Raw genomic sequence first — 21,568 nt, forward strand, 5'->3', positions numbered from 1 at the left:
AGGCGCAGGCTTCTCAAACCGCAGGCGGCCAGTGGCGTCTTGATGCATGCGCCAGCGGGCGGTGCTTGCTACAGTGAATCACGCCCGCCTGCACGATCAGGCCTCATGCAAAGGGGAACTTCATGGCAATCGATATCGGTATCAGTGAAGAAGATCGCAAGTCCATCGTGGATGGGCTGTCAAGGCTCTTGTCGGATACCTACGTGCTCTATCTGAAGACCCACAACTTCCACTGGAACGTTACGGGGCCGTCTTTCCGGACCCTGCACTTGATGTTCGAGGAGCAATACAACGAGCTGGCGCTGGCGGTGGATTCCATTGCCGAACGCATCCGTGCACTGGGTTTCCCGGCACCGGGTTCCTATGCCTTTTATGCGAGCCATTCTTCGATCAAGGAGGAGGAGGGGGTGCCGGCAGCGGAAGAAATGATCCGCCAGCTGGTCCAAGGGCAGGAAGCGGTGGTGCGCACTGCACGCAGCATCTTCCCGGTGGTCGACAAGGTCAGCGACGAACCGACCGCCGACCTGCTGACCCAGCGCATGCAGGTCCACGAGAAAACCGCGTGGATGTTGCGCGTATTGCTCGACGGGAACTGATTACCGCTTGCATCGCATGCAATGCGTGAGGGCCGGGGCCTGCATCGCAGTCGGTGCAGGCCCCGGCCGTTTGAGGGGAAGGCCTTGCCGCTGCAATCCAGATGCAGCGTAGCGCTTCATTGGCGTCATGGATTCCGTTCGCTCTGACGAACGGGGAGTTTCGTGACGATGGAGCGGTGCGATGGACGGTGTGGCGCAAGGTTTGAAAAGTGGATTGGGGCAGGGCGCGGGAAGGCCGAGCATCGACCCGTTCCGGATGGATTTCGATATGCAGCAGGCCGGGCCGGTCTCACGTTCGGTGCGGCTCAATGGCTTTGCCACCTGCTTGCGCCTGGAGGCGGTGTACTGGCGAATTCTCGAGCGCATTGCCCAGGCTAATCGCTGCTCGGTCAGCGCCGTACTGTCCTACGTGGACCGCGAGGTGCACCTTCGCCATGGTGGGGTGAGGAATTTCAGCGGGCTGATCCGGGTCATCTGCGTGGCGTGGTTGCAGGAGGCGCCGGATGCGCACTGATCGCCGGGCGGGCTGCACTGCTCCTGTTAACCATATATAATCCCGCTCTTTGCTGCCCTGGGCAGCGTGCGATGTGGTTGACGAGAGACACCCATGCCCCTTTACGACTATCAATGTGCAGCCTGCGAACACCAGATGGAGGTGTTGCAGAAGATCAGCGCAGCGCCGCTGACCGATTGCCCGGCGTGCCAGGCACCGGCATTGAAGAAGCTGCTGTCGGTCCCCGGCTTTCGCCTGAGCGGCAATGGCTGGTACGAGACCGACTTCAAGACCGGGGCGAAAAAGAACCTGGCAGGCGGCGACAAGGCCGACTGAGTTGAATTGCACCGACCGGGTCTTGCAGTATTAGCCCCTTGGGCGGCGAAGACCTCCACCGAATACACGAATCACGAGAAGCGAAACCACGACCATGATGCGCAGCCATTATTGCGGCCAACTAAACGAGAGCCTGGACGGCCAGGAAGTCACCCTTTGCGGCTGGGTCCATCGTCGCCGCGACCACGGCGGGGTGATCTTCCTCGACATCCGTGACCGCGAAGGCATGGCCCAGGTCGTGTTCGACCCGGATCGCGCCGAAACCTTTGCCGCCGCCGACCGCGTGCGCAGTGAGTACGTCGTGCAGATCACCGGCAAGGTGCGCAAGCGCCCGGACGGCGCGGTGAACGCCAACATGGCCTCCGGCGCCATCGAGATCCTCGGCTACCAGCTGAACGTGCTCAACGAAGCGGAAACCCCGCCGTTCCCGCTGAACGAATACTCCGATGTGGGCGAGGAAACCCGCCTGCGTTACCGCTTCATCGACCTGCGTCGCCCGGAAATGGCCGACAAGCTGCGCCTGCGCTCGCGCATCACCAGCAGCATCCGTCGCTTCCTCGACGAAAACGGCTTCCTCGACGTCGAAACCCCGATCCTCACCCGCGCTACGCCAGAAGGCGCGCGTGACTACCTGGTACCGAGCCGCACCCACGCCGGCAGCTTCTTCGCCCTGCCGCAGTCGCCACAGCTGTTCAAGCAGCTGCTGATGGTCGCTGGCTTCGATCGCTACTACCAGATCGCCAAGTGCTTCCGCGACGAAGACCTGCGCGCCGACCGCCAGCCGGAATTCACCCAGATCGACATCGAGACCAGCTTCCTCGATGAAAGCGAGATCATGGGCCTGACCGAAAGCATGATCCGCAAGTTGTTCAAGGAAGTGCTGGATCTGGAGTTCGGTGATTTCCCGCACATGACCTTCGAAGAGGCCATGCGCCGCTACGGTTCCGACAAGCCGGACCTGCGTATCCCGCTGGAACTGGTAGACGTTGCCGACCAGCTCAAAGACGTCGACTTCAAGGTCTTCGCCGGCCCCGCCAACGACCCTAAATGCCGTGTCACCGCCCTGCGCCTGCCAGGCGGCGCCAGCATGCCGCGCAGCAAGATCGACGAGTACACCAAGTTCGTCGGCATCTATGGTGCCAAGGGCCTGGCCTACATCAAGGTCAACGAGCGCGCCAAGGGTGTCGAAGGTCTGCAGTCGCCGATCGTCAAGAACATCCCCGAGGCCAACCTCAACAACATCCTCGACCGCGTGGGTGCGGTCGATGGCGACATCGTGTTCTTCGGCGCCGACAAGTTCAAGGTCGTCAGCGAAGCCCTGGGCGCGCTGCGTATCCGCCTGGGCCACGACTTCGAGCTGCTGACCTGCGAGTGGGCCCCAATGTGGGTCGTCGACTTCCCGATGTTCGAAGAGAACGAAGACGGCAGCTTCACCGCACTGCACCACCCGTTCACCGCACCCAAGTGCTCGCCGCAAGAGCTGGAGGCCAACCCGGCCACCGCGCTGTCGCGTGCCTACGACATGGTGCTCAACGGCACCGAACTGGGTGGCGGCTCGATCCGTATCCACCGCAAAGAGATGCAACAGGCGGTGTTCCGTCTGCTGGGTATCGAGGCGGCGGAACAGGAAGAGAAATTCGGCTTCCTGCTCGACGCCCTGAAGTTCGGTGCACCGCCCCACGGTGGCCTGGCCTTCGGCCTGGATCGCCTGGTCATGCTGATGACCGGTGCGCAGTCGATCCGTGAAGTGATCGCCTTCCCGAAAACCCAAAGCGCTGCGTGCGTGATGACCCAGGCCCCTGGCCTGGTCGACGCCAAGGCCCTGCGCGAGCTGCACATCCGTCTGCGCGAGCAGACCAAGGTCGAGTAATTACGACCTCGGGCGCAACGGTAGCGCTGCGCCCACGTATTTTTCGCGTTCCGCCCTTCGGGGCGGAACCTGTTTCTGTTTCAAGGATTCGGAGTCGTTATGGCTGGTCATTCCAAGTGGGCGAACATCAAGCACCGCAAAGAGCGCCAGGATGCCAAGAGAGGCAAGATCTTCACCAAGTGGATCCGCGAGCTGACCGTCGCCGCCAAGCAGGGTGGTGGTGACCCGGCGTCCAACCCGCGTCTGCGCCTGGCGCTGGACAAGGCCCTGGGTGCCAACATGAGCCGCGATATCATCGATCGCGCCGTGGCCCGGGGTGCCGGCACCAACGAAAGCGACAACGTCGAAGAGCTCAGCTACGAAGGTTACGGCCCAGGCGGCGTGGCGATCATGGTCGAAGCCATGACCGACAACCGCAACCGTACCGCTGCGGCCGTGCGCCATGCCTTCACCAAGTGCGGTGGCAACCTCGGTACCGACGGCTCGGTGGCCTACCTGTTCGAGCGCAAGGGGCAGATCAGCTTCGCCGCCGAGCTGGCCATTGATGAAGATGCGCTGATGGAAGCCGCGATGGAGGCCGATGCCGACGACGTGGTGGTCAACGACGACGGCTCTTTCGACGTGTTCACCTCGTTCAACAGCTTCTACGCCGTGCGTAATGCGTTGGAAGAGGCCGGTTTCAAGGCTTCGGATGCCGAGATCGTGATGCAGCCAACCACCAGCGCAGAGCTGGATCAGGAGGGCGCCGAGAAGGTGCTCAAGCTGATCGACATGCTCGAAGACCTGGACGACGTGCAGAACGTCTATTCCAATGCCCAGATCTCCGACGAGATCATGGAAGCGCTGGGTTAAGGTTGGCGGTAACCGTCAGGCCTATTCGCGGGCAAGCCCGCTCCCACAGGTAGTGCGCAGTTCGTCTAGATGGCGCACTACCTGTGGGAGCGGGCTTGCCCGCGAATAGACCAATATGAAATGCAATTGATGCAGGCGTTATGACTCTGATTCTTGGTATCGACCCCGGTTCGCGCATCACCGGTTTCGGCGTGGTGCGCCAGACTGCGCGCGGCTGCGAGTACGTGACCTCGGGCTGTATCCGCACCGGTGATGGCGAGCTGCACGATCGGCTGCTCGTCGTGTTTCGTGGCGTCAGCGAGATCATTCGCCAACATGGCCCGGTGACCATGGGTATCGAGCGCGTGTTCATGGCCCGCAATGCCGATTCGGCGCTCAAGCTCGGGCAAGCCCGGGGCGCGGCCATCGTCGCCGCCGCCGAGGCGGGCCTGGAAATCGCCGAATACACCGCCAGCCAGGTCAAGCAGGCGGTGGCGGGGACCGGCGGCGCCAATAAAGAGCAGGTGATGATGATGGTCATGCACCTGCTCAAACTCACGCAGAAGCCTCAGGTCGACGCCTCTGACGCCCTGGCCATCGCCTTGTGCCATGCGCACACACGCTCCAGCCTGATTCCGCATGGCCTGAGCACGGCGCGAAGGCGCGGCGGGCGCTTGCGTCTGTAACGGCTTCATGCGCTGATACACATTTTGGCCGGGTGAAACGTTCGCCCGGCGCATTTGCTGATAGGGTTGTGCGGTTTCTGACCGGCACCCGAGAGGAAGGATCGGAACGTGATTGGACGTTTGCGCGGCACCCTGGCGGAAAAACAGCCGCCGCACTTGATTGTCGACGTCAACGGCCTGGGCTATGAGCTCGAAGTGCCGATGACCACGCTGTACCGCCTGCCCAAAGTGGGGGAGGTGGTCACCCTGCATACCCACCAGGTGGTACGTGAAGATGCCCATCTGCTCTATGGCTTCGCGGAAAAGCGCGAGCGCGAACTGTTCCGCGAGCTGATCCGGCTCAACGGCGTTGGCCCGAAGCTGGCCTTGGCACTGATGTCCGGGCTTGAAGTGGACGACCTGGTGCGTTGCGTGCAAGCCCAGGACGCGGCCGTGCTGGTGCGCGTGCCAGGCGTAGGCAAGAAAACCGCCGAGCGCCTGCTGGTCGAGCTCAAGGATCGTTTCAAAGCCTGGGAAACGTCGCCCGCCATGTTCACCCTGGTGTCCGACGGCCCGCTGCCGGCGGCCAGCGTCAACACGGCTGAAGCCGACGCGGTCAGTGCGCTGGTGTCGCTGGGCTACAAGCCGCAGGAGGCCAGCAAGGCGATCTCTGCCATCGAAGGCAAGGCCAACCTGAGCAGTGAAGAACTGATTCGTCGCAGCCTCAAAGGGATGATTACCAAGTGATCGAGACCGACCGACTGATCGCCGCCTCCGGACGCGACCGCGAAGAGGTCCAGGACCGCGCGATCCGTCCACTGCGCCTGGAGGAGTACATCGGCCAGCCAGTGGTGCGCGAGCAGATGGCGCTGTTCATCCAGGCCGCGCGCGGTCGCAACGAGTCGTTGGACCACACCTTGATCTTCGGCCCGCCAGGCCTGGGCAAGACCACCCTGGCCAACATCATCGCCCAGGAGATGGGCGTGTCGGTCAAGAGCACTTCGGGCCCGATCCTCGAGCGCCCCGGTGACCTGGCGGCGATGCTCACCAACCTCGAGCCCCACGATGTGCTGTTCATCGACGAAATTCACCGTCTTTCGCCGGTGGTCGAAGAAGTGTTGTACCCAGCCATGGAAGACTTCCAGCTGGACATCATGATTGGTGAAGGGCCGGCGGCGCGGTCGATCAAGCTCGACCTGCCACCGTTCACCCTGGTCGGCGCCACCACCCGCGCTGGCATGCTGACCAACCCGCTGCGCGACCGTTTCGGTATCGTCCAGCGCCTGGAGTTCTACAGTGACCGTGACCTGGCGACCATCGTCAGCCGCTCGGCCGGCATTCTCGGGTTGTCGATCGAAGACAAGGGCGCCTTCGAGATCGCCCGCCGTGCGCGGGGCACTCCCCGTATTGCCAACCGCCTGCTGCGCCGTGTGCGCGACTACGCCGAAGTGCGTGGCAAGGGCGAGATCACCAAGGCCGTGGCGGACATGGCACTCAACCTGCTGGATGTCGACGAGCGTGGTTTCGACCATTCCGACCGGCGCCTGCTGCTGACCATGATCGAGAAATTCGACGGCGGCCCGGTGGGGGTCGACAACCTGGCCGCGGCCATCAGCGAAGAGCGTCACACCATCGAAGACGTGCTGGAGCCGTACCTGATCCAGCAGGGCTACATCATGCGTACGCCCCGCGGGCGTGTGGTCACGCGCCATGCCTACTTGCATTTCGGCCTCAATATCCCGGGTCGGTTCTGCGAAGGTGGGGAATATGCGGCACAGGACGACGAATGACAGATCGAACCGGCGTTTTCGTGGTCCTACCGCAGGCATGCCCATCAAACGCTGGCAATACGACATTAACCCGGCAAAAACAGTTGCCAGGGCGGATTGGCAAGATCAGGAGTAAGCACTAGAGTATGCGCGCGCAAAATGGGCTGGAACCGTTCGCACACCGCTGTCGCGTCTATTACGAGGATACCGACGCCGGTGGGGTGGTGTACTACGTGAACTATCTCAAGTTCATGGAGCGGGCGCGCACCGAACGCCTGCGCCACCTGGGCTTCTCCCAGACGCAACTGGCCGGTGACAATCTTTTGTTCGTCGTGCATTCCAGCGAAGCGCGCTACCACGCGCCGGCGCGGCTGGACGACGAATTGCGGGTAACCGCGCAAGTGCTTGAGTTGAATCGCGCCAGCCTGCGCTTTGTGCAGCAGGTATGGCGAGCAAAGGATGAAGTGCTGCTCTGCGAAGGGCAGTTCCTTGTGGCCGCCGTGCGTGCCGACACTTTCAAACCCCGTGCCATACCCCAGGAGCTGCGTGACGCCTTCCTGGCGGACGGCGCGGGTACTCAATCCAACGCAGGAGAATAAGCGTGGAAGCAAACGTCGTCGACCATACCTCCATGTGGAGCCTGGTCGCCAATGCCAGTATCGTGGTTCAGCTAGTCATGCTGACTCTGGTGGCCGCCTCGGTCATGTCCTGGATCATGATCTTCCAGCGCAGCACTATGCTGCGTGCCGGTCGTCGTGCCCTGGACGCCTTCGAAGAGCGTTTCTGGTCGGGTATCGACCTGTCCAAGCTGTATCGCCAGGCCGGCAGCAACCCAGACCCGGACTCGGGCGTCGAGCAAGTGTTCCGCGCCGGTTTCAAAGAGTTCTCGCGCCTGCGCCAGCAGCCGGGTGTCGACCCGGACGCGGTGATGGAAGGCGTTGGTCGTGCCATGCGCGTTGCCATCTCCCGTGAAGAAGAGAAGCTCGAGCAGAGCCTGCCGTTCCTGGCCACCGTCGGTTCCACCAGCCCGTACATCGGCCTGTTCGGTACCGTCTGGGGCATCATGAACTCCTTCCGCGGCCTGGCCAGCGCCCAGCAGGCCACGCTGGCCACCGTGGCACCCGGTATCGCCGAGGCCCTGATCGCCACTGCGATCGGCCTGTTCGCCGCGATCCCGGCGGTCATCGCCTACAACCGCTTTGCCGCACGCAGTGAAGTGCTGATTGGCCGTTACTACACCTTCGCCGACGAGTTCCAGGCGATCCTGCACCGCAAAGTACACACCAGCGAAGAGTGATCAGGTAGAAACCCATGGCCCGAGTTCGCCACAAACGCAAGCCGGTCGCCGAGATGAACGTGGTGCCCTACATCGACGTGATGCTGGTGCTGCTGGTCATCTTCATGGTGACCGCCCCCATGCTCAACCAGGGCGTGAAGGTGGACCTGCCCAAGGTTTCCAGCGAAGCCCTGCCGCAGGACAACAACGTCCAGGTCCTGACCATCTCGATCAAGGCCGACAAGACTTACTTCTGGAACCTGGGAAGCGAAGTCGACACCGAAAAGCAGATGGACAAGGCCATGACCTTGCCGGAAATGACCAGCGCGGTGACCAAGATCATCGCCGCCGGTCGCGACCAGGGTAAACAGACCCAGGTCTTCATTCGTGGCGACAAGGCTGTCGACTACGGCGCGGTCATGGGTGCCATGGGCGGGTTGCAGAAGGCCGGTGTCGGTAACGTTGGCCTGATTACCGAGGCGCCCTGATGCAGCAGCGAGAGCCATCCGCCTCGGAAAGCTACTTCTGGCCCAGTGTCTGGGCCATTGGCCTGCACGTGCTGGTGTTCGGCATGCTGTTCGTCAGCTTTGCCATGACACCCGAGCTGCCGCCCTCCAAGCCGATCGTCCAGGCTACGCTGTACCAGCTCAAGTCCAAGAGCCAGGCGACCACCCAGACCAATCAGAAGATTGCCGGGGAAGCGAAGAAGACCGCCTCGCGCCAGACCGAAGTCGAGCAGCTGGAGCAGAAGAAGGTCGAGCAGGAAGCCGTGAAGGCTGCGGAACAAAAGAAAGCCGACGCCGCTCAAAAAGCCGAGGAAGCCCGCGAGGCCGCCGAGGCGAAGAAAGCGGAAGAGGCCGCCAAGGCCACCGAGCAGAAGAAAGCCGCCGAACAGAAGAAAGCCGAAGAGGCCAAGAAGGCCGCTGAAAAGCAGCAGGCCGACATCGCCAAGAAAAAGGCTGAAGAAGAGGCCAAGAAACAGGCCGAGGAAGAAGCCAAGAAACAAGCCGCGGAAGAGGCGAAGAAGAAAGCCGCCGAAGACGCGAAGAAAAAAGCAGCCGAGGACGCCAAGAAGAAAGCGGCGGCCGAGGAGGCGAAGAAGAAGGCAGCTGAAGAGGCCAAGAAAAAGGCCGCGGCAGACGCCCAGAAGAAAAAGGCACAGGAAGCGGCCCGCAAGTCGGCGGAAGACAAGAAGGCTCAGGCACTGGCCGAGCTGTTGTCCGACACCACCGAGCGGCAGCAGGCGCTGGCCGACGAGCAGGGTGACCAGGTAGCCGGCGACTTCGACGACCTGATCCGTATGCGTGCAGCCGAAGGCTGGGCGCGTCCGCCATCCGCGCGCAAGGGCATGACGGTAGTTCTGCAGATCAACATGTTGCCGGACGGCACCATCACCAACGTGAGTGTGGCCAAGTCCAGCGGCGACGGTCCGTTCGACAGCTCGGCCGTGGCCGCGGTGAAGAACATTGGTCGGTTGACTGAAATGCAGGGCTTGAAGCCGAGCGATTTCAATCCGTATCGCTCATTCAAGATGACATTTACACCTGAGGATCTAGCGTTGTGATTAAACGTCTGAGAGGACTCCTGGTCTTGCTGTGCTGCGTGGCAGGCATGGCCATGGCAGAAGAAAAGAACATCCTGGTCACCAGCGGTAGCGACCGGGCCACCCCAATCGCAGTTGTACCGTTCGGTGTGCAGGGCGGCAGCGTGCTGCCCGAGGACATGGCCGATATCATCGGCAATGACCTGCGCAACTCCGGCTACTACTCGCCCATTCCAAAGCAGAACATGATCAGCCAGCCCACCCAGGCCAGCGAAGTCATCTTCCGCGACTGGAAAGCACTGGGCGCGCAGTACGTCATGGTTGGCAGCATCGTGCCGGCCGGCGGTCGCCTGCAGGTGAGCTACGCCCTGTTCAACGTCGCCACCGAGCAGCAAGTGCTGACCGGCAGCGTCGCCGGCGGCGTGGATCAACTGCGAGACATGTCCCACTACATCGCCGACCAGTCGTTCGAGAAACTCACCGGCATCAAGGGTGCGTTCTCCACCCGTATGCTGTACGTGACCGCCGAGCGTTTCTCGACCAACAACACCCGTTACACCCTGCAGCGCTCGGACTATGACGGCGCCCGTGCGGTGACGCTGTTGCAGTCGCGCGAGCCGATCCTGTCGCCACGTTTCGCTCCAGATGGCAAGCGCATCGCCTACGTGTCGTTCGAGCAGAAGCGTCCGCGCATCTTCATTCAGCACATCGACACCGGCCGCCGCGAACAGGTCACCAACTTCGAAGGCCTGAACGGCGCACCGGCCTGGTCGCCTGACGGTACTCGCCTGGCGTTCGTGCTGTCCAAGGACGGCAACCCGGACATCTACGTGATGAACGTGGCCTCGCGTCAGATCAGCCGTGTCACCGCCGGCCCCGGTATCAATACCGAGCCGTTCTGGGGCAAGGATGGCAACACCCTGTACTTCACCTCCGACCGTGGCGGCAAGCCGCAGATCTACAAACAGTCGGTCAGTGGTGGTGGCGCCGAGCGGGTAACTTTCGTCGGTAACTACAACGCCAACCCGAAACTGTCGGCGGACGAAAAGACCCTGGTGATGATTCACCGCCAGCAAGGGTTCACCAACTTCAAAGTGGCTGCCCAGGACCTGCAACGTGGAAGTGTAAAGATTCTCACCGAGACCAGTCTTGATGAGTCACCCACTGTTGCGCCAAACGGCACCATGCTAATCTACGCCACCCGCCAGCAGGGCCGGGGAGTCTTGATGCTCGTGTCGCTTAACGGCCGCGTGAGGCTCCCACTTCCTACCGCTCAAGGCGAAGTCAGAGAACCGTCCTGGTCCCCTTACCTGAACTGATTGCGGCGTAACACGTTTTGCTTAACACATTGGGGTTTCATTAGGAGTTTCAAGATGGAAATGCTGAAGTTTGGTAAGTTTGCTGCGCTGGCTCTGGCCATGGCCGTAGCTGTAGGTTGCTCCTCGAAGGGCGGTGACAACGCTGGTGAAGGCGCTGTTGACCCTAACGCTGGCTACGGTGCCAACACTGGCGCTGTCGACGGTTCCCTGAGCGAAGAAGCCGCCCTGCGCGCAATCACCACCTTCTACTTCGAATACGACAGCTCGGACCTGAAGCCAGAAGCCATGCGCTCCCTGGACGTTCACGCCAAGGACCTGAAAGCCAACGGCAACCGCGTTGTTCTGGAAGGCAACACCGACGAGCGCGGCACCCGCGAGTACAACATGGCTCTGGGTGAGCGTCGTGCCAAGGCCGTTCAGCGTTACCTGGTTCTGCAGGGCGTTTCCCCTGCTCAGCTGGAACTGGTCTCCTACGGCGAAGAGCGTCCGGTTGCCACTGGCAACGACGAGCAGTCCTGGGCTCAGAACCGTCGCGTAGAACTGCGTAAGTAAGTTCTTATGCGTATGTGCCGCCGTGTAGTAACCGTCCTCGCACTCAGCCTGCCGCTTTCGGCGTGGGCTGCGGTTCCCGTAGTAGATGACAACGCGGGTGGCTATCCACCTGCGGGTTATGGCACGAGCGGCGCCTATGCCGGAGCAGGGGCTTCGGCCCCTGCTTCTGCAAATGGCCAGCTGTTCATGCAGCTGCAGCAGATGCAGGACCAGCTTTCCCGCCAGCAAGGCATCATCGAAGAGCTACAAAACGATGTGTCGCGCATGAAGCAGGAAAACCTCGAGCGCTATCAGGACCTGGACCGCCGCATCGGCAGTGGTACCGCGCCTGCCGCGACTCCCGACAATTCCTCCACCGGTGGTGCGAACAACGCAGCCACGGGTGCCGCCGCCGGCGCCAGCGCCGCGCAGCAACAACCGGCCGCCAGCAGCGAGCCGGGCGATCCGGCCAAAGAAAAGCTGTACTACGACGCCGCGTTCGACCTGATCAAGCAGAAAGACTTCGACAAGGCCAGCCAGGCCTTCGGCGCCTTCCTGCGCAAGTACCCCAACAGCCAGTACGCCGGCAACGCGCAATACTGGTTGGGTGAAGTGAACCTCGCCAAAGGCGACCTGCAGGGCGCCGGCCAGGCCTTCGCCAAGGTCAGCCAGCTGTATCCGCAGCACAGCAAAGTGCCGGATTCGCTGTACAAGTTGGCCGACGTCGAGCGCCGCCTGGGCCACACCGACAAGGTCAAGGGCATCCTGCAGCAAGTCATCACCCAGTACCCCGGCACTTCCGCCGCGCAACTGGCTCAACGCGACCTGCAGAAGCTCTGAGCGAAGCGTTCATGAAGAAACCCGCGCCTGTCGCGGGTTTTTTCGTTAGAATCACTGCCCTTTTTTCGTAAACACGCTGCCGCGGATAACGCCATGTCGAGTCCGCGACAGTGCCTGACGGAGGCGGACAGCCTGTTTAGCTGTCACGCCCGTGGCGATCATGCAAGACACATTACGCATCACCGAAGTCTTTTACTCGTTGCAGGGTGAAACACGAACGGCTGGGCTGCCCACGGTATTCGTGCGCCTGACCGGTTGCCCCCTGCGCTGCCAGTACTGCGACAGTGCCTATGCCTTTACCGGCGGCACCATCCGCAGCCTCGACTCCATCCTCGAGCAAGTGGCCGGCTTCAAGCCGCGCTATGTCTGCGTGACGGGTGGCGAGCCGCTGGCCCAGCCCAATGCCTTGCCGTTGCTCAAGCGCCTGTGCGATGCCGGCTATGAAGTGTCTCTGGAAACCAGCGGCGCGCTGGATATCTCCGGCGCCGACGTGCGTGTCAGCCGGGTGGTCGACCTCAAGACCCCGGGTTCCGAAGAGTCGCACCGCAACCGCTACGAGAACATCGAGCTGCTGACCCGCAACGACCAGGTCAAGTTCGTCATCTGTTCCCGCGAGGACTACGACTGGGCAGTGTCCAAGCTGATCCAGTACAACCTGGCCGAGCGTGCCGGCGAGGTGCTGTTCTCGCCCAGCCACCATCAGGTGAAAGCCTCCGACCTGGCCGACTGGATCGTCGCCGACAACTTGCCCGTGCGTTTCCAGCTGCAGCTGCACAAGCTGCTGTGGAACGACGAACCTGGACGCTGAGAGAAAAGACATGACTGACAAACGTGCGGTAATCCTGCTGTCCGGTGGCCTGGACTCGGCCACCGTGGTGGCCATGGCCAAAGCCGAAGGCTATGCCTGCTACACCATGAGTTTCGACTACGGCCAGCGCCACCGGGCCGAGCTCGAAGCGGCGGCGCGAGTGGCCCGTGACCTGGGTGTGGTCGAGCACAAGGTGATCGGCCTGAACCTGAACGGCATCGGCGGCTCGGCCCTGACCGACAGCAGCATCGACGTGCCCGAGGCGCCTAGCGAAGGCATCCCGGTCACCTACGTGCCGGCGCGCAACACCGTGTTCCTGTCGCTGGCCCTGGGCTGGGCGGAAGTGCTGGAGGCGCGTGACATCTTCATCGGCGTCAACGCCGTCGATTACTCCGGTTACCCCGACTGCCGCCCCGAGTTCGTCGAGGCGTTCGAGCGCATGGCCAACCTGGCCACCAAGGCGGGCGTGGAGGGGCAGGGCTTCAGGATCCAGGCGCCGCTGCAGAACCTGAGCAAGGCGCAAATCGTTCAGGCCGGTATTGCCCGCGGTGTGGACTACAGCCTGACGGTCTCCTGCTACCAGGCCGACGACGATGGCCGTGCATGTGGCAAGTGCGACAGCTGCCGCCTGCGTGCCGATGGCTTCAAGGCCGCCGGTGTCGAGGATCCGACCCGGTATTTTTGATTTTTTTCTGATGGGGTGTTGATTTCTCGTGGGAAATCAGTAATATACGCGCCATCCAACGGGTCGTTAGCTCAGTTGGTAGAGCAGTTGGCTTTTAACCAATTGGTCGTAGGTTCGAATCCTACACGACCCACCATATTGCAGTACGAAAAGCCCGCCTTCATGGCGGGCTTTTTCGTTTTTGTCGTTTGGCAAATTGCCCTGTGGGGGCCCCGGCTCCCACAGGGCAATTCGTGAATGCAGCACGTCATCCTTCGCCTGGCCGCGCCTTGTCGGTGGCGGCGGTGCGCTGCTGGTCCTTGACCTGGCTACCGGGCAGCCGGTCGAACTCATGTAGGCCATTCTTGGCATAGGGGTTGCCGATCCAGCGCGGGCTGGCGACGAATTGCGGGCTGACCAGGCTCTTGCCTGGCTCGTAGCGGTCGTAGCTGAGCCCGGCCAGGTCGGACACGGTGTGGATCAAGTGCGAACTGCTGTAAGGGCGCCCGGCCATGGCCTGCAGATCGCGTGGGTGGCTGGCCTGCCAGCTCGGCGAGGTCCACAGCAGGAAGGGGATGGTGTACATCGGCCGGGTCGGGTCGCCTTCGTTGCGCCCCAGGCGGTCGTGCTTGCCCGAACTGTAGACGTCCTCGCCATGGTCGGACAGGTAGAGCAGAAAACCGTTCGGGCTGCTCGCCGAATAGCGCTTGATCAGGCTGGACACCACGAAGTCGTTGTAGCGCACCGCGTTGTCATAGAAGTTGTAGGTTTTCACCTGCTCGGGTGACAGCGCAGGCGGGGCGCCGGTGCTGTCCTTGAAATGCTCGTAGTCCGCTGGATAACGGTAGCGGTAGTCCATGTGCGTGCCGAGCAGGTGGACGATGATGAGCTTCTTCTGCGCCGGGTCGTGCAGTGCCTTGTCGAAGGGCGCCAGCACCACTTCGTCATACTGGCGGGCGTTCTGGTTGCGCTGGTTGTTCAGGTACACCTGCTCGTCGGTCTGCTGGGCGAAGGTGGTGAGCATGGTGTTGCGCTTGGTCATGGTCTGCTGGTTGGTGATCCAGAAGGTCTTGTAGCCCGCCTGTTTCATCAGGTTGATCAGCGATGGATCGGTGAGGAAGCGGTCCGGGTGCTGCTCGTCGCCGAAGGTAAGGATCTGTTGCATCACCTCGATGGTGTACGGGCGCGGCGAAACCACGTTGCGGAACACCGTAAGGCCCTTGTCGCTGGCGGCCAGGGCGTCAAGGTTGGGCGTGGTGTCGCGGTTGTAGCCATACAGGCCCATGTGCTCGCGGGTGGTCGATTCGCCCAGTACCAGCACCAGGGTGCGCGGTGCGTCGCCACTGCTGTCCTTCAGGTTTTGCAGCGGTGGCAGGGCGGCGTTCTGCTCCAGCAGCGCCTGCATGTTGTCCAGCTGCTGGCGGTATTGCCGGTAGCCGACCAGCAACTGCCAGGGCACTGCCGGCTCCATGCGTTGTTCGACCTTTTCCCGGGCGTCGGCGAAGCTGCGTTGCTGGGTGACCATCTGCTTGTAGAAGGGGTAGACCAGGATCGCCAGCAGCAGCGCGGCGACCAGCGGCACGCGGCTGCGCAGGGGCAGGGTGACCGGGCGGATGCGCGTCCACAGCAATACCGCCACCACGGTGTAGGCCAGCAGCGCCAGGCACAGCGTCAGGCTGAAGTACTGGCTGAAATATTCGCCGGCTTCGGCTGTGTTCGACTCGAACATCACGAAGATCACGCTCTGCGAGAACTCCTGGCGGTAGATGCCGAAATAGCTCAGGCCCACCAGCGAGCTCGCCCACAGCACCAGCCCTATCAACGCCGACAGCGGGCGGGTCAGGCGTGGCAGCAACAGCACCGGTGCCAGCCACAGGCTGCTGAGAATCAAGGCGTCGCGAAAACCGGCGAAGCCGGTGGTGCCGCTGAACAGCAGCAGGGCCTGGGTGACGCCGGAGAAGTACCAGAAGAACAGCAGGAGCCAGCCGAGGCCGGCCCAATCGATGGGTTTTGGTGTGGAAGGGGTGGAGCTGGTCACGTGCGCCTCGCAAGCCTGGAGGCCGCGTGAACACTGGCGGCCAGTAGGGGGCGACGCTAAGTGAGCGGGGGTGAAAAGATCGTCAACAGGATATGAAAACTATCGAAGTTGGCGGATGTTCCTGATTGTCTGGGAGCAACTGTCGTTCACGGGGCTCTGTAGGAGCGGCCTTGTGCCGCGAATGGGCCGTAGAACGGTCCTTGGTTTCTCTATGGCATTCAAGGTCGTTGGGACCGCTTTGCGGCCCATTCGCGGCTCAAGGCCGCTCCTACAGGTAACGTGCAAGCCCAAAGACTGTGGGAGCCGGCTTGCCGGCGATGAGGCCAGTGCAAGCACCGTCAGACGATTGCTCGCACAGGGTCACCCTTGTCGCTACACGCGGAACTGCTCCATCAGCGCCTGCTGCTGGTTGGCCAGGCGATTCAACGCCTGGCTGATCCGCGCCGACTCATCGGCCTGCCCGGACAGCGACTCGGTCACGTCGCGGATCCCCGCCACGTTACGGTTCACTTCCTCGGCCACCGCGCTCTGCTCTTCGGCGGCGGAGGCGATCTGCAGGTTCATGTCGGTGATCACCGTCACCGCCTGGCCGATGCGTTGCAACGCCGGCAGGGTTTGCTCCATCTGCGCCGCGCTGTCCTGGGCCTGGCGCTGGCCACCGTGCATGGCGCCGACCACGTCCTGGGTGCCCTGCTGCAAGCCTTCGATCACCTGGCGGATCTCCTCTACCGACACCTGGGTGCGCTGGGCCAGGTTGCGCACCTCGTCGGCGACCACCGCGAAGCCGCGCCCGGCTTCGCCGGCACGGGCGGCTTCGATGGCGGCGTTGAGTGCCAGCAGGTTGGTCTGCTCGGCGATGGCGCGGATCACCTCGAGCACCGAGCCGATCTGCTCGCCACGGCTTTCCAGCGAGCGCGCTTGCGCCATCGCCGCGTCCATGCCGTCGGCCAACTGCTCGATGGCCTCGCGGGTGGCGGCGACCAGAGTCAGGCCTTCACGGGTGGCCTGGTCGGCGCCGCGCGCGGCCTGGGCCGCCTGGGAGGCGTTGCGGGCGACGTCCTGGGCGGTGGCGCTCATCTCGTTGGCGGCGGTGGCCACCTGCTCGATCTCGCGGTGTTGCTGCTGCATGCCGGCGCTGGTCTGGCTGGCGATCAGCGCCGACTGGTCGGCAGTACCACGGGCTTCCTGCAGCGAGCCCTTGACCTGGGCGATCACCGGCTGGAGCTTGTCGAGGAAGCGGTTGAACCAGCCGGTCAGCTGCCCCAGTTCATCGTCGCGCTGGTAGTCCAGGCGCCGGGTCAGGTCGCCTTCGCCACTGGCGATATCCTTCAGCCGCGCCGCCACGGCCAGGATTGGCCGGGTCACGCCGCGGGCGGTCAGCCACACCAGCAGCAGGCCCGCCACCGCGGCGCCCAGGCCGATCAGCAGGCTGGTGAGGTTGGCATGCTGGTTGTGCTCGTCCAGGCGCTGGTTGAGGGCGACTGCCGGTGCCTGCAGCACGCTTTCCGGCAGTTCCAGCAGCACCTGCCAGGGGGCGGCACCGGGAATCGGGGTAAAGGGGCGGGAGATGCGCATCATGCCGCCATCCAGGCGCTCGACCGCCTGGCCCGCGCGCATCGGGGCGGTGAAAGCCGAGGCGGCGCTGCCAAAGGCCTGTTCCAGGGTCTTGCTCAGTTGCGTGGCATCCTGGCTGTGACCGGCCAGCAGCCCGGCCGGGCTGACGATGCTCACCTGGCCCTGGCCGTCGAACAGCTCCTGGCGCCCGGCCAGGCTCAGCTGCTGCAGGTTGTCCAGGCCGATGTCCAGGCCGATCACGCCGACCACCTTGCCGCCTTCGAGCAGCGGCAGGGCGATGCTGGTCATCAGCACCTGTTTGCCGTTGATCTCGTCGAAGTACGGGTCCAGCACGCAGGCCTTGGCGGTTTCCAGCGGGCAGGTCAGCCAACGGTTGTAGGGCGAGCCGTTGGCGCCAATGCTGGCGTCGGCAAGCATGGCTTCGGGCATGGCCTCGGTTTCCAACGCCCCCGGGCTGCTTTGCGACCAGTACAGCGAGAAACGGCCGCTGTCGTTGCTGCCGGCGTCGGCGCGGCCGACGAAGTGGGCATCCTGCTGATCCAGGGCATTGGGCTGGAACACCAGGTACAGGCCGATCAGGTCGGGGTTGCCAGCCAGGGCGGCGCGCGCCTCGCGGTTGAGTTCAGGGCGCAGCTCGGCGCCGCCGCGGGCCTTGAGCGCTTGCACCAGGCGGGCAAAGCCGTTGCCGTACTGGTAGGCGTCCATGAAGTAGCGCTGGATGCGCAGCGCCTGGGTCTCGCCATGGGCCTGCAAGCGCAGGCGGGCGCTGTGGTCGAGCAGCTCGGTGTTGGCCTGGAACACCTGTTCGGCGTTACGCCGGGCCTGCAGCAGCGAGGTGGCCACCAGCAGGATGACGATGGCCAGCAGGCACAGGCCGGCGAGCAGGGTGATCTTCCACTGGATGGAGAGGCGGCGCGGCGACATGGGCTTTTCCTTCTCGATGAACATGCCGACGCCCGCGGTCAGGCGGGCGTCGGGTGTGGGTCACTCAGCGATGCAGTTCGGTGGTGCAACCCTGAAGGCCTTGGTCAGCCAGGCCAGGTACAGCACGCCCAGTGCCGCCCAGACCCCGCCGAACATCAGCGAGTGTTCATTCAGGTCCAGCCACAGTGAAACGATGATGCAGAAGCCGATGGTCGGCAGCACCAGGTATTTCATCTTGTTCGCCAGGCCTTGGCGGTTGCCTTCGCGCAAGTAGCAGTGGTTGATCACCGACAGGTTGACGAAGCTGAACGCCACCAGCGCGCCGAAGTTGATGATCGAGGTGGCGGTCACCAGGTCGAAGAACACTGCCGACATGGCGATCAGGCCGACCACCGCGATGTTCAGCACCGGGGTCTTGTAGCTTGGGTGCAGGCGCGAGAACACGCTGGCGGGGATCACATTGTCGCGGCCCATTACGTACAGCAGGCGCGATACGCTGGTCTGCGAGGCCAGGCCCGAGGCGATGGTGTTGATCACGGTGCAGGCGATGAACACCGACTGGAACAGCTTGCCACCCACGTACAGGGCGATTTCCGGCAGCGCCGCTTCCTGGTCATGGAAGCGCTGCATGGTCGGGAAGTAGGCCTGGATGAAGTACGACACGCTGATGAACACCACGCCGCCGATCAACGCGGTGAGGAAGATCGCCCGGGGAATGGTCTTGCCCGGATCGCGGGTTTCTTCCGACAGGCAGGTGACCGCGTCGAAGCCCAGGAACGAGAAGCACAGGATGGTCGCACCCGCGGCCAGCGCACTGAACTGGGTCTGCTGGTCGGCAAAAGGTATCAAGCTCCACGTCGTGCCCAGGCCCTCTCCTTGATCCAGGCCACGTACGCAGAGATAGATGAACACGCTGATGATCGCCACCTGGACAATCACGAACAGCAGGTTGAAATGCGCCACCAGGTTGATGCTGCGCATGTTGATCAGGCTGATCAGGGTGACGAAGCCGGCCACCCACATCCACTCGGGCACCTCGGGGAACATCGCCGACAGGTACAGCTTGGCCAGCAGCGCGTTGACCATTGGCAGCAGCAGGTAGTCCAACAGCGACGACCAGCCGACCAGGAAGCCCACGCTCGGGTTGATGGCGCGTTGGGTGTAGGTGTAGGCCGAGCCCGACTGTGGGAAACGCCGTACCAGGGTGCCGTAGCTCACCGCGGTGAACAATATGCCGACCAGGGCCAGGATATAGGCGCTGGGTACGTGCCCGGCAGTGATGCCGGAGACGATGCCGAAGGTGTCGAACACGGTCATCGGGGTGAGGTAGGCCAAGCCGATGATCACCACGTGCCAGAGGCGCAGGGATTTACGGAACTGGCCGTTGCCGGTGGCGCTGTGGTCAGGCTGCATGCGGGCGATGCTCCTCTACCTGGACAACGGGCGCGGCGTGCGACGGGCACGGCAGGGTCGAGCGGGTGGGCTCCATGTTGTTCACCTTTTATGTTGGAGCTACGAAGTGCGCGGAGAGGGCGCGGGTGTCAGGGCTGGCTGCGCCGGGACGAAAAAGAGGGCGCGTGGGGGCTGGTGCGTAGGGGCATGGCGGCGCGTTTTTCTTCTTCGTTGGATGGGGCGCTTGCAAGGTGGGTGAAATAAAAAACGATGCCTAGGTGGGTGTCAAGTTAAACATGACAAAGTGTTACAGAGATGAAGGGTGAATCGGTTTTTTTGGCCGAAACGCGGTGCTTTTTACCCGTGGGATAGTGCGTAAATCGATTCCAGTGTTCGTAAAAATTTACGATCCCATGGGTTTTGGAGGCGGTGGGCTTGCCTCGCGATTGGGCCCGTGCAGTGGCCATCGGCAATGGGCTATCCTTGCCAGCCGCACTCCTATGGACAGCAATCGGTTCTATTCATGAAGAAATCAGTAGGTATCCTTTCCGGCCTGGCCGTCGCCATCGCCGTCGCCACCACCGCTGGCGCCTGGTACACCGGCAAACAGCTGCCGGCGGAGCTGGAGCGCTCCATCGTCCAGGGTAACGACGAGTTGAAGAAGGCCCTGGTCGGCAGCGGTGGCAGCATGACCATCGAGCTGGCCTCGCTGGAGCAGCGCTTCTTCACCAGCACCGCGCACTACCGCCTCAAGGCCAAGGATATCCAGCTCGGCGAGAACGAGACGCTGAGCTTCGATGTCGGCGTGGTCGACCAGATCGAGCACGGCCCGTTCCCCTGGTCGCGGGTCAAGGCGTTCAAGCTGATGCCGGTGATGGCCACCAGCAACAGCGCGCTGGAAAAGGATGACTTCACCGCGCCGTGGTTCGCCGCCGCTGGCGATCAGGCGCCGGTTACCGGCCAAGTCAGCCTGGGCTACGGTGGCACCGTCGAAAGCGATATTCGCCTCGCGCCAGTCAAGCTTGAACAGGATGGCGACAAGGTCCTGGATTTCTCCGGCATGCAGTTGCGGGTGCGTGGCGACCGTGAAGGCAAGGCCGCCGAGGTTCATGCCAATGCCGACCGCCTGGAGATCAACTTCGCTGACGAACAGCAGGCGCCGGTCAAGCTGCTGCTCAATGGCTTCAAGATTGGCGGCAAGCTCAGCGAGACCCAACACGACATGGTCTATGTCGGCAACATCGACCTGGCCGTGGCCGATGTGCAGGTCACCAGCGGGCCGAAGCAGGACGTGCTGGTACTCAAGAACCTGCAGCAGAACAACCTCTACAGCGCCGATGGCGAGGCCAAGGACAAGTTGTCCGGGCGTCTTGAATACAAGGTCGGCGACATCACCTACGCCGGGCGCAAGGTGGGCAGCGGCGAGATGGTCGTCACCATGAAGTCCATCGATATCCCGGCCATGCAGGGGTTGATGCAGTGGTATCAGGGCAATCTGCCGGTCATCCAGCAGGCGGCTGTCGAAGGCAAGGACGTGTCAACGGTGGAGTCCCTTATCCAGGGCCAGGCCAAGGCCAAGCAGGACTTGAGCAAGCTGCTGGCGGGCCAGCCGAAGCTGGCGATCGACAAGTTGTCGTTCAAGACCGCCAACGGCGAAAGCCACTTCAGCCTGGCCATGGACTTCACCGCCCCGAGCTCCTTCGACCTGCCGCCTGATCAGTTGGGCAAGCAGCTGGTCAGCCGCCTGAACAGCAAGCTGAGCGTGTCCAAGCCAATGGTCGGCGACCTGGCCACCTTGCAGGCATTGCTGGACGGCGAGACCGACGCGCAAGCCATCGCCCAGCAGTCCAGCCAGGCCGGTGAAATGGTCGGTTTGATGGCGGTGCAGAGCGGCATGGGGACTGTGCAGGGCACCGACGTGGTGTCGAGCTTGCAGTACGCCGATGGCATGGTCGACTTCAACGGCAAGAAGATGACCGTGGAAGAGTTCGCCATGCTGATCAGCGCCCACCTGGCGGCCTTGCAGCCACAAGGTTGATCGCCCGCGCAGCACCCTGATCGCGGGGCAAGCCCGCTCCCACGCAAGCCCGATACAGTG

At 62.9% G+C, this 21,568-nt stretch carries 21 protein-coding genes, 1 tRNA gene and 1 pseudogene; 19 read left to right on the forward strand and 4 right to left on the reverse strand.

The window, feature by feature from the left end:
* Positions 1–122 precede the first annotated feature (122 nt).
* From IX761_RS13925 to IX761_RS14010, 18 genes are all read left to right on the forward strand, one after another.
* Positions 123–596 (forward strand): Dps family protein, encoded by a 474-nt coding sequence (locus tag IX761_RS13925; RefSeq protein ID WP_194790150.1) that lies wholly within the window; start codon positions 123–125, stop codon positions 594–596.
* Between the two features lie 181 nt (positions 597–777).
* Positions 778–1,110 (forward strand): ribbon-helix-helix domain-containing protein, encoded by a 333-nt coding sequence (locus IX761_RS13930; protein ID WP_194790151.1) that lies wholly within the window; start codon positions 778–780, stop codon positions 1,108–1,110.
* Between the two features lie 93 nt (positions 1,111–1,203).
* Complete coding sequence (locus IX761_RS13935) at positions 1,204–1,425, forward strand: FmdB family zinc ribbon protein (RefSeq protein WP_186662379.1); 222 nt, start codon at positions 1,204–1,206, stop codon at positions 1,423–1,425.
* Between the two features lie 94 nt (positions 1,426–1,519).
* Entirely contained in the window at positions 1,520–3,295 is a 1,776-nt protein-coding gene (gene aspS / locus IX761_RS13940) for an aspartate--tRNA ligase (RefSeq protein ID WP_194790152.1), read from the forward strand.
* Between the two features lie 99 nt (positions 3,296–3,394).
* Complete coding sequence (locus IX761_RS13945) at positions 3,395–4,147, forward strand: YebC/PmpR family DNA-binding transcriptional regulator (RefSeq protein ID WP_194790153.1); 753 nt, start codon at positions 3,395–3,397, stop codon at positions 4,145–4,147.
* Between the two features lie 140 nt (positions 4,148–4,287).
* Entirely contained in the window at positions 4,288–4,812 is a 525-nt protein-coding gene (gene ruvC / locus IX761_RS13950; protein ID WP_194790154.1) for a crossover junction endodeoxyribonuclease RuvC, read from the forward strand.
* Between the two features lie 108 nt (positions 4,813–4,920).
* Positions 4,921–5,538: a Holliday junction branch migration protein RuvA gene (gene ruvA, locus IX761_RS13955; RefSeq protein WP_194790155.1), complete on the forward strand. Its 618-nt coding sequence runs from the start codon at positions 4,921–4,923 to the stop codon at positions 5,536–5,538.
* A complete protein-coding gene (ruvB, locus tag IX761_RS13960) occupies positions 5,535–6,581 on the forward strand; it encodes a Holliday junction branch migration DNA helicase RuvB (protein WP_194790156.1) in 1,047 nt (348 codons plus the stop codon). The genes ruvA and ruvB overlap by 4 nt, the downstream gene beginning before the upstream one ends.
* A gap of 125 nt (positions 6,582–6,706) precedes the next feature.
* A complete protein-coding gene (gene ybgC, locus IX761_RS13965) occupies positions 6,707–7,159 on the forward strand; it encodes a tol-pal system-associated acyl-CoA thioesterase (RefSeq protein WP_194790157.1) in 453 nt (150 codons plus the stop codon).
* Between the two features lie 2 nt (positions 7,160–7,161).
* On the forward strand, positions 7,162–7,857 hold the full coding sequence (tolQ, locus tag IX761_RS13970) for a protein TolQ (RefSeq protein WP_194790158.1): 696 nt from the start codon (positions 7,162–7,164) through the stop codon (positions 7,855–7,857).
* Between the two features lie 14 nt (positions 7,858–7,871).
* Positions 7,872–8,324 carry a protein TolR gene (gene tolR, locus IX761_RS13975; RefSeq protein ID WP_194790159.1) on the forward strand — a complete coding sequence of 151 codons (453 nt, stop codon included), beginning with the start codon at positions 7,872–7,874 and terminating at the stop codon, positions 8,322–8,324.
* Positions 8,324–9,400, forward strand: a complete 1,077-nt coding sequence (gene tolA / locus IX761_RS13980) for a cell envelope integrity protein TolA (protein WP_194790160.1) — start codon at positions 8,324–8,326, stop codon at positions 9,398–9,400. The genes tolR and tolA overlap by 1 nt, the downstream gene beginning before the upstream one ends.
* 47 nt (positions 9,401–9,447) lie before the next feature.
* Complete coding sequence (gene tolB / locus IX761_RS13985; protein ID WP_223277225.1) at positions 9,448–10,698, forward strand: Tol-Pal system beta propeller repeat protein TolB; 1,251 nt, start codon at positions 9,448–9,450, stop codon at positions 10,696–10,698.
* Positions 10,699–10,752: 54 nt separating this feature from the next.
* On the forward strand, positions 10,753–11,250 hold the full coding sequence (pal, locus tag IX761_RS13990; protein ID WP_028690581.1) for a peptidoglycan-associated lipoprotein Pal: 498 nt from the start codon (positions 10,753–10,755) through the stop codon (positions 11,248–11,250).
* A gap of 6 nt (positions 11,251–11,256) precedes the next feature.
* Positions 11,257–12,069, forward strand: a complete 813-nt coding sequence (ybgF, locus tag IX761_RS13995; RefSeq protein ID WP_194790161.1) for a tol-pal system protein YbgF — start codon at positions 11,257–11,259, stop codon at positions 12,067–12,069.
* A 160-nt stretch (positions 12,070–12,229) separates the two neighbouring features.
* Positions 12,230–12,877: a 7-carboxy-7-deazaguanine synthase QueE gene (gene queE, locus IX761_RS14000; RefSeq protein WP_194790162.1), complete on the forward strand. Its 648-nt coding sequence runs from the start codon at positions 12,230–12,232 to the stop codon at positions 12,875–12,877.
* A gap of 10 nt (positions 12,878–12,887) precedes the next feature.
* Positions 12,888–13,562, forward strand: coding sequence for a 7-cyano-7-deazaguanine synthase QueC (queC, locus tag IX761_RS14005; protein WP_194790163.1), 675 nt, complete (start codon positions 12,888–12,890; stop codon positions 13,560–13,562).
* Between the two features lie 60 nt (positions 13,563–13,622).
* Positions 13,623–13,698: transfer RNA gene (locus IX761_RS14010), tRNA-Lys, on the forward strand.
* 111 nt (positions 13,699–13,809) lie between these two features.
* Here IX761_RS14010 and IX761_RS14015 read toward each other — a convergent pair.
* From IX761_RS14015 to IX761_RS14025, 4 genes and pseudogenes are all read right to left on the reverse strand, one after another.
* A complete protein-coding gene (locus IX761_RS14015; protein WP_194790164.1) occupies positions 13,810–15,579 on the reverse strand; it encodes a phosphoethanolamine transferase CptA in 1,770 nt (589 codons plus the stop codon).
* A gap of 372 nt (positions 15,580–15,951) precedes the next feature.
* Positions 15,952–16,707, reverse strand: a complete 756-nt coding sequence (locus IX761_RS27635; protein WP_416366784.1) for a methyl-accepting chemotaxis protein — start codon at positions 16,705–16,707, stop codon at positions 15,952–15,954.
* Positions 16,708–16,809: 102 nt separating this feature from the next.
* Positions 16,810–18,102, reverse strand: a pseudogene (locus IX761_RS27640) (HAMP domain-containing protein); the annotation flags it as partial.
* Positions 18,103–18,138: 36 nt separating this feature from the next.
* Entirely contained in the window at positions 18,139–19,491 is a 1,353-nt protein-coding gene (locus IX761_RS14025; protein WP_194790166.1) for an APC family permease, read from the reverse strand.
* A 502-nt stretch (positions 19,492–19,993) separates the two neighbouring features.
* On the opposite strand from IX761_RS14025, the gene IX761_RS14030 reads away from it, so the two are divergent.
* Positions 19,994–21,508 (forward strand): YdgA family protein, encoded by a 1,515-nt coding sequence (locus tag IX761_RS14030; protein ID WP_194790167.1) that lies wholly within the window; start codon positions 19,994–19,996, stop codon positions 21,506–21,508.
* Positions 21,509–21,568 lie beyond the last annotated feature (60 nt).

The organism is Pseudomonas sp. UFMG81, from assembly GCF_015354575.1.
GTDB lineage: Bacteria > Pseudomonadota > Gammaproteobacteria > Pseudomonadales > Pseudomonadaceae > Aquipseudomonas.